Source organism: Athalassotoga sp. (genome assembly GCF_049965695.1).
GTDB lineage: Bacteria > Thermotogota > Thermotogae > Mesoaciditogales > Mesoaciditogaceae > Athalassotoga.
The window spans coordinates 1-8,015 of record NZ_JBMFWB010000033.1 but is presented as its reverse complement, the minus strand read 5'-3'; the positions used below and the strand labels follow the sequence as shown (position 1 = coordinate 8,015).

Here is an 8,015-nt window from a genome sequence, read left to right as displayed (position 1 = left end):
CATTTATCGCTTTTTCATTTCGCTGATTTGCCCTTTGTATTGGCTTTTGTGAACTCCATCCTATCTGGCGCATTAGTCTCGCTATCGAATGCCAATGATAAAATACTCCGAATTCTCTCATGATAAGATCTGATATCCTTTTGCCAGTCCAAACATTACCTTTGTAACCGAATGCTTCTGCCCCTTTCTTGAGATCTTCGATGAGTTGCCGTATTTGCTCATCGGTCAATTTACGTTTGTACTGTCTTGGCGGTTTTGTTTTAAGCGCTTCGACGCCTCCTTCACGTCCACGCTTCATCCATTGACTTACGGCACTTTTCGTAACTTTAAGCGTTTTAGCTATATCGTTTTGTTTCCAACCTTCTTGTTTCAGTTCCCAAGCTCGTACCCTTTTCCATTCTGCTATTTTTTTATCCATACTTTTATTATACAAGTTCAGGCTCATTAGCGGTAATCAGTAAAGATGTCCAGCCGTAGTTAATGTTGAAATTATCATTGGTGTACAGATTGCCGAGTATATTGGTAAAATTCAAACCGATATCCGTTTCCACGTAAGAAGTCAACAACGAACCACCTATTATGGCATGAGGCGTATCAACTCCGCCCCCTATTCCTAAAACCCCAGAATTTAAAACTCCAGAACTCGTTTCCAAACCAACAAAGAAATTTTGTGCAAATGCGAAAGAAACTCCAAAGACTAAAATAACTACGAAGATCCAAAATTTCATATCAAACCACCTCCCCATATTTGAAAAGGTAAATAAACAAACTCATTTTAAAGGTGAAAAGATTATAATATTTTTGAAAGGTAATTGTCAAGGTGGATAATTGACACAATCTTTTTTGTGTGATATAATCCAATTATAAAATTAATTTGCACTTCTGTATAATCTTGAGAATATGGCTCGAGAGTTTCTACCAGATGACCTTAAATTGTCTGACTACAAGAAGTGATCTGTTTTTATCAGAAGATCACGAAGTTAGGTGATCTTTTTTCATTTTATCTCATCTTAAGGAGGTTTTTATGAGTGAAGAAAAAGTAAATCCGTCCGAGATTTACACGTTGGGCTGGAATCCGGGTAAGATAACCACAACGAAGTACGTGCTTTACGCCGTGCAAATTGCCGTTGTCATTCTGCTTTCTTGGCTTGGCGCCGTTGCCACGCCTGTCGTTGGACCTGGCATAGGATTTCTTTATTGGGCATATCCGTTTTTCGTCGTCTTCACACTTTGGTGGGGCTTTTGGGGTATACTGGCTGCATGGATCGGAAGTGTCGTCGGTGCCGGACTCTTGACAGGATTGCCGATCATCCCATCTTTGTTCTTCAGTGTTGGAGATTTCATTCCCGCACTTTTGATTTTTCTGCTTTACAGGGGATACCTTGCAAGACATGGAATCGACCCATTTGGCCGCGATATATTTTCTAAAGTCGGTGCAACTATTTGGTTCGTGGTCTGGGTTATGGGCATCACAAACATATTCGGAGGAATGTAGGGCGTGTGGGTGCTAACTGAACTTGGATTTGTGCCCATTAAAGCGTATTGGCTTGGCGCTTCTCTGTGGATAATAGGAGATGCGATAGTGCTTATTTTGATGCCGTTTTTAAGCAGATATCTCACACCGATAGTGGAAAGGTATGGTCTGCTGAACAAAGGATGGATCTCGTGATGGCCGAAGATGTTCAGGCGGTAAGGGTAAACAGGAGTGGTGAGAAGAAGTACATAAAGACATTGCTTTTTTCGGCAAGACGCGGATCAATTTTCACAAGGCTCAACGCGATAATAAAATTTTCAATTCTCATAATTGTTTCTCTTGCCGTGATAAGATTTATGACTGAACCTACACCCGATTTGCTTTCCGCTGGGGTGATACTTTTCATCGTCTTAGCCTTCATGGAAGACGCGAGAGTTTTGAAATTCCTTGTCAGAACGTATCTTGTCATACTTCCGATTGCACTTTTGATAATGCTTTTGTGGTGGCTTGTGTTCAATCAGGTTGGAAGCAACGTACTTTTCTCGCTTGTGCCTTATGGAATTCCATTTAAGATAACGACACTTTCTTTGGAAGTTGGCATCACGAAGATCGTCGGATACGCCGCGATGGCCTTCCTCACTTTACTTGTCATAATGACCACAAGAGATTCAGATATAATAGAATCCATGAGTGCGTTGAAATCTCCATTCAAAATAGCCTTCTTTACCTCCATGATATTGAGAAGTTTTCATGTCATGCAAAGTGATTTTGATTCCATACGCCATGCACAGTTCGCGAGAGGTGCAAGTATAAGTTCTGGAAAAAGCATAATCAAAAATGCAAAAAATTTCATCTCTCTTTCTATTCCGCTGACTGCCGCGATGATAAAGAGATCGGTTGACATGGCTTCGGCACTTGAAGCTCGTGGCTTTAGCAAGGCAAATCACATAACGCCAGTTAAAGCAAGTGATACGCTGCATTCGAGGGATTTCATATTGCTTGGCTTCTCTGTCATCATATTGATAGCATCTTACTTCATCAATTTGATGATAATGCTTGGGATCATGAGGTGATCGAGATGGATGCAGTTAACATCAAAAACTTTTACTGGAAATATCCGAATTTCATAGGGGTTGTAAGTGATTTTGCCCTCAAAAACATAAATTTGACCGTAAAGCCAGGCGAATTTTTTGGGATAACAGGTCCCAGTGGGGCCGGGAAAACCTCTCTTTGTTTTTCCATCGCCGGTCTCATACCCCATCAAATGCAACTTAACGAAAGAGATCCTCGCCAGTATGTGAGCGGAACGGTTAAAGTCGCGGATCTCGATCTCCATGACGTAAAAAACAGGAGAAACATGCCACGTCATGTGGGATATGTGTTTCAAAATCCGGATCATCAGATATTCAACAGAAACGTGTACGCTGAAGTTGCTTACGGCCTTAAAAACATGGGAGTTTCTCAATCTGTTATAGAAGAAAGGGTCAACACCGTTTTGAAAAGTGTTAATTTGATTGACAAAATAAAAGAAGATCCGCTTTTTCTCGGGAGAGGACAGAAAAGAAGACTTGGAGTTGCAAGTGTGCTTGCAATGCATCCGGAGATAATAATAGTGGATGAACCAACAACGGGGCAGGATTACAAGATGTCAAAAGAAATAATGCAGTTGCTTAAAAAATTGAATGAAGATGGTACGACGATAATAGTCATCACGCATGATATGCGTCTTGTCGCCGAATTCTGTCCGAGATCCATCGTCATGAATCAGGGGAAGATAGTCTACGATGGAAGTACTTTCGATCTTTTCAAAAATGACAAAGTACTTGAAACGGCCTCTCTGAGGGCTCCTCAGATAGTGCGATTATCCAAAGAAATGGTCAAAGTTGGGATATCCGATGATATCATGCTGACATCAGAGGATGTAAACAGGGCTTACGGGAAGTGGATCGTAATACAAAACAATGACAAATAGCGTAGGAAAAACGATTTAGCATTAACTTTTTAAATCTTTCAGATATTTGATAGCATCAGTTGCGCTTTTGGCGTAGAAATCAGCGCCGAGTTCTTTTGCGAGTGATTCGTTAAGAGAGGCACCTCCTACTATGACAGGAATTGGGAGATGCCTTTTTTTCATTTCGTCCGTTACATCTTTTATCCTCGGTGCAGTGGTCGTCATCATGGCTGAAAGTCCTACCATTACAGGCTTTTCTTTTTCGGCCATATCGACTATCTTTTCAGAAGGCACATCGCGTCCGAGATCGAGTACTTTGTATCCTGCACTTTTAACTATCGTCGCCACTATGTTTTTGCCTATATCGTGGACATCTCCTTTAACCGTCGCTATGATGAACTTTCCATAATCGCCTCCGGATGGAATGAGTTTTTGGACTTTTTCGAAGGCCTTTTGTGCCGTCTGAGCGGCAAGTATCAACTGGGGCAAAAATATCTTCCCCGCGCCGTACAGATCTCCCACTTTGTCCATAACCGGTTTGAGATGTTTTTCTATGACGGACACAGGTTCTTGAGTTTTCAAAAGATTATCAACTTCGTCCAGCAGTTTTTCTTCCGCTCCGGTTAAAACAAAGTTCAAAAGTTCGTCTGTGCCTTGAACTCTTTCAACTTCAATTTGAGACCTTTTTGAAAGTAAAAGCGAAGCCTTTAAGTTTCCCATGACTATTTCATCGAGAGGGTTCATTATCGCAGAACTTAAACCGTTTAAAATCGCCATCGTCAGGAAAGCGCCGTTTATGTAAGATCTGTCAGGCATTCCGAATGAAACGTTTGATAAACCGAAAGTCGTTTTTAAACCCATTGAATCAAGATAAGAAATTGTTTTTATGGTTTCGCGCGCATCAGCGCCTGCACCGATCGCAAGCACTATCGGATCGAAAATAATTCGGTCTTTTGATAAACCTATCGAATCCAACATTTCCAAAATGTGATTTATCGATGCTTTTCTGTCTTCAAAATTTTCCGGTACCCGCTCACCCATCGAAAGCGTTATCAAGATGCCGCCGTATTTCTTTATGAAATCGGCACGCTTTAAAAATTCTTCGTCGACTGCTCTGGCGGAATTGACAAGTGGCCTGCCGGGATATCTTTTCATTATGAATTCGAGTATTTCCGGCGTTTGGATGTCCAAAGAGAGTGGGGATCCCGTTTTGTAGGTTATGGCCGAGACAGCCTTTGACATGAATTTTTTTGATATCGTCTGTTCTACTCCAAAATTAAGATCTAAAGAATGTGCTCCCCTGTCAATTTGTTCTCTTGCCTGATCCACTATGTAATCGATCTTTTCTCCTCGCATTGCTTCCGTAAGTTTTTTCTTTCCGGCAGGATTCAGTCTTTCTCCTATGAGTACGAATTTGTCAAAATTCACGATGGACGATGGACTTGAAATTGCGAACAGACGCTTTTCGTCCCTTTCGACAGGACTTCTTTTTCCTATGATAGTGGATATTTTGGAAGTATGAGCAGGGTTAGATCCGCAGCAGGATCCTATGATATTTGCCCCTGCTTCCCAGTATGAATCCATGTGAATTGCAAATTCATCAGGCTTTATTGGATATTCAACGGTGTCTCCCTTTAAAATCGGTTCACCCGCATCAGGTTCGACTGTGAGAAATTTATGCGTGTATTTTGAGAGTTCTTCAAAAATGGGCAGCATTTCTTCAGGCCCTAAAGAGCAATTTATTCCTATTGCGTCAACATCGAGATCATCGAAAATTATCGCAAAATTAACAGGATCGGTTCCGGTAAGGGTTCTGCTGTTTTCATCAAAAGTAAGATGTGCTATCAAAAAGATGTCATTCGAAAGATCACGAACGGCATAGTACGCAGCCTTTAACTCTAAAATATCGGTGAATGTTTCAAGAATTATCGCATCGACATCTTCTTCAAGCAGAATCTTTGAAGTCTTTTGAAAACTTTCGTAATACTCGTCGAAAGACCTTTCTCCTATCGGATACGGTAAGTCTCCCGTTGGCCCGATGTCTCCAAATACAAGTGCGCCTTTCGAGGCATCTTTTGCTATTTTAACGGCATTTCTGACTATCTCGTCGTGATGAGATTCGAGACCTATCTTTGAAAGTTTTATAGGATTTGCGCCAAAAGTTGATGTAAGCAAAGCGTTGGATCCGGATTTAACGTATTCTTCGTGAAGTTTTTTTATTGCCTCCGGATGTTCAAGCAAAATCTCTTCCGGACTTTTTTTAAACCCTCTTCTCATAAACTCAGTTCCATAGGCACCGTCTAAGATCAAAACTCTTTCTTTTAAAATATCGGCAATTGCTTTTCTGTTCAATTCGACCACCCTATGAACGCAGATATAGTCTTTCTTGGTAAAAATGTGAATGATTGCGGATCTGATCTGACAGAGATGAATTTTCCGAGTTTGGAGGCAAACCACGCGTTGAGACTTATCGAAAGATCCACATATCCGGGAGCGATTCTGGCACTGCCTTTGAGCGATTTTCTCGATCTTAATTCGCCGTCCACGCGTCTTGCAACATATTCCACGAGTTCTGATCCTATGGCGTCAAGCATAAATGATTTCAACTCTTCTCCGTCTTCATGAAATTTTGCTATCTCATCATCGAGATCGCTTCCGAGTGTGGCAAGCATGGCTGTTACTTCAACACTATTTCCGAGTTGAGATTTTGCGAGTGTACCTGTTATCTCTATTATGTCTATGAGTATCCCTTTTTGTGATGTCCTTGGAGGATAAACGGGGAAATCTTCAATGGCGACAACAGGCTTTGCGATTTCCATGGCTATTGACATCGCTTCATCGTATCTGTGCCTGAATTCATCGGGAATCTCGCCAACCCCTTTAAAGCCCATTCTTGCAGCGATAGCCCTCTGTGGTATTTCGACATCTTTTGGTGGTATCTCAAATATCTCCACTTCGTCCTCTTCAGATTATCTTCACGGTTTTTGATGCTTTTGCCGATTTGTACCAGTTATCGACAATTTGCATGTCTTTAAAGGCTTCCCATCCGTCAGTTGCGGGTCTGGTATGATTTTTAACAGCCTTTTCCATATCTTCTATTTCTAAAACATATGGTTTTTTGTCTATCACATCTCTTAATTCAAAGGATCCATCTTTTGCAACTATAACCCTTCCCTTGTAATCCTGAAAGAGCGTATCCATGACGTACATCATGCCTTTATCTCCACGAAACTCAAATGAGACGCTTGGGTAGGTGTCAAAACTGCTGTCGACGAGTGCGATAGGTCCATTTGCAAATTTCATTATGGCTGCGGCATTTTGATCGACCTCGTAACCCAGATTTTCGTTTATGGCCGTTATCTCTTCAACGTCCCTTTCAAGCATAAACCTCAACGAGTTTATCACATGAATGCCTATATCCATTATCGCGCCGCCGCCGCTTAAAGATAGATCGTATCTCCATTTATTCCGTTCAGTATTGACAAAAGAAAAACTTGCCTTGACTATACCGATTTTTCCAAGTTCATTCGATTTTAAAATGTCCCTTGCAAGTACATTGTAACTGTTAAATCTTCCCATGTGCGCCACGCCAAAGGTTACACCGGATTTATCACAAAATTCGGCCATTTGCTTTGCTTCTTCCGCGTTCATTCCGACAGGCTTTTCACAAAAAACATTTATGCCACGTTTGGCACATGCTATGGTTTGAGATTTATGAAGTGAATTCGGTGTCGCAATGTAAACAATATCCACATCTTCAAGATCGTCTATTTTATCTGTGATTTTAATATGCTTGCCGACTTCGTGCTTTACCTTTTCAGGATTTCCAGTGACTACCGCGCTTAACGTTCCCCCTGCTTCCTCAAGTGCTGGCACAAATCTGTTCTTTGAAATACTTCCGAATCCAATTATTGCCCATTTCATGAAAATCGCTTCCTTTCAAAATCAATTATACCAAACAAAATTCAAATTCCGAATCATCGATGCGGCATGTGCCCATAATTCGAATACGTAGCATCTGATGAGGGATTGCTGAGACTCTTAAGAGTGATTCCACATCGACCCGATCGAGAATATCACCCATCAAACAAAGGTGATTTTCAAAATCAGAAGTATATTCAAAATAAGAGCAGAAATCATTAGAAAAAACGAGTAAATCGACTTTTACAGCCGAATAACGTCGCTAAAAGTCCAAAATGGTTATTATTTGAGTTTTTAATATTTCAATTGTTGTGATACATTATAAATGTAAATGTTTTCATTTTTACATTTTTAATTTAAAAAACAAACATTCCATGTCGAAAGGAGGTGAATTTTAAAAAGATTTTTGCAGTTGGGTTTTTATTTTTGTCTAAAATTTAATTTCTAAGGAGGGAAAGATATGAAAAAAGGGATATTTTTTTCGCTCGTTTTGATTGCCGCTTTTGTTGTGTCAAGCATAGCAGCAACGACGAATTTAACTTTACTAACTGGACCGGATACGCAGGGGTTTTTTGCAAAAGCGATACAACTTTTTGAACAGCAAAATCCGGATATACATGTTCAACTCATTCAGGGGCCAAGTTCTACGAATGATCGTGAACAAATGTT

9 protein-coding genes, 1 pseudogene and 1 riboswitch are annotated in these 8,015 nt (G+C 40.7%); of the genes and pseudogenes, 5 read left to right on the top strand and 5 right to left on the bottom strand.

Going from position 1 to position 8,015, the window contains the following annotated elements; all coding sequences use genetic code 11:
* Positions 1-433 (bottom strand): winged helix-turn-helix domain-containing protein (locus tag ACP5NR_RS08480; RefSeq protein WP_428006324.1); only part of this gene is annotated, 433 nt, incomplete at its 3' end.
* Entirely contained in the window at positions 426-728 is a 303-nt protein-coding gene (locus tag ACP5NR_RS08475; protein WP_428006323.1) for a hypothetical protein, read from the bottom strand. The genes ACP5NR_RS08475 and ACP5NR_RS08480, both read right to left, overlap by 8 nt.
* A 134-nt stretch (positions 729-862) precedes the next feature.
* Positions 863-965, top strand: a riboswitch (purine riboswitch).
* A gap of 59 nt (positions 966-1,024) precedes the next feature.
* On the opposite strand from ACP5NR_RS08475, the gene ACP5NR_RS08470 reads away from it, so the two are divergent.
* Genes ACP5NR_RS08470 through ACP5NR_RS08455 form a run of 4 tightly spaced genes read left to right on the top strand, consistent with a single transcriptional unit; the run spans position 1,025 to position 3,446 of the window.
* On the top strand, positions 1,025-1,495 hold the full coding sequence (locus tag ACP5NR_RS08470; protein ID WP_428006322.1) for a hypothetical protein: 471 nt from the start codon (positions 1,025-1,027) through the stop codon (positions 1,493-1,495).
* Between the two features lie 3 nt (positions 1,496-1,498).
* Complete coding sequence (locus ACP5NR_RS08465) at positions 1,499-1,669, top strand: hypothetical protein (RefSeq protein ID WP_428006321.1); 171 nt, start codon at positions 1,499-1,501, stop codon at positions 1,667-1,669.
* The gene (locus ACP5NR_RS08460; protein ID WP_428006325.1) at positions 1,669-2,547 is read left to right on the top strand and encodes an energy-coupling factor transporter transmembrane component T family protein; all 879 of its coding nucleotides are present in this window, start codon (positions 1,669-1,671) and stop codon (positions 2,545-2,547) included. Before ACP5NR_RS08465 ends, ACP5NR_RS08460 begins: the two co-directional genes overlap by 1 nt.
* A gap of 5 nt (positions 2,548-2,552) precedes the next feature.
* Entirely contained in the window at positions 2,553-3,446 is an 894-nt protein-coding gene (locus ACP5NR_RS08455; protein WP_428006320.1) for an energy-coupling factor ABC transporter ATP-binding protein, read from the top strand.
* Positions 3,447-3,467: 21 nt separating this feature from the next.
* Here the strand turns inward: ACP5NR_RS08455 and ACP5NR_RS08450 are convergent, their stop codons facing one another.
* Genes ACP5NR_RS08450 through ACP5NR_RS08440 form a run of 3 tightly spaced genes read right to left on the bottom strand, consistent with a single transcriptional unit; the run spans position 3,468 to position 7,349 of the window.
* Positions 3,468-5,777, bottom strand: coding sequence for a homocysteine S-methyltransferase family protein (locus ACP5NR_RS08450; RefSeq protein WP_428006319.1), 2,310 nt, complete (start codon positions 5,775-5,777; stop codon positions 3,468-3,470).
* Positions 5,774-6,379: a methionine synthase gene (locus tag ACP5NR_RS08445; RefSeq protein ID WP_428006318.1), complete on the bottom strand. Its 606-nt coding sequence runs from the start codon at positions 6,377-6,379 to the stop codon at positions 5,774-5,776. The genes ACP5NR_RS08450 and ACP5NR_RS08445 overlap by 4 nt, the downstream gene beginning before the upstream one ends.
* Positions 6,380-6,389: 10 nt before the next feature.
* Positions 6,390-7,349, bottom strand: coding sequence for a Gfo/Idh/MocA family protein (locus ACP5NR_RS08440; protein WP_428006317.1), 960 nt, complete (start codon positions 7,347-7,349; stop codon positions 6,390-6,392).
* Between the two features lie 457 nt (positions 7,350-7,806).
* On the opposite strand from ACP5NR_RS08440, the pseudogene ACP5NR_RS08435 reads away from it, so the two are divergent.
* Positions 7,807-8,015: pseudogene (locus ACP5NR_RS08435) on the top strand (hypothetical protein); the annotation flags it as partial.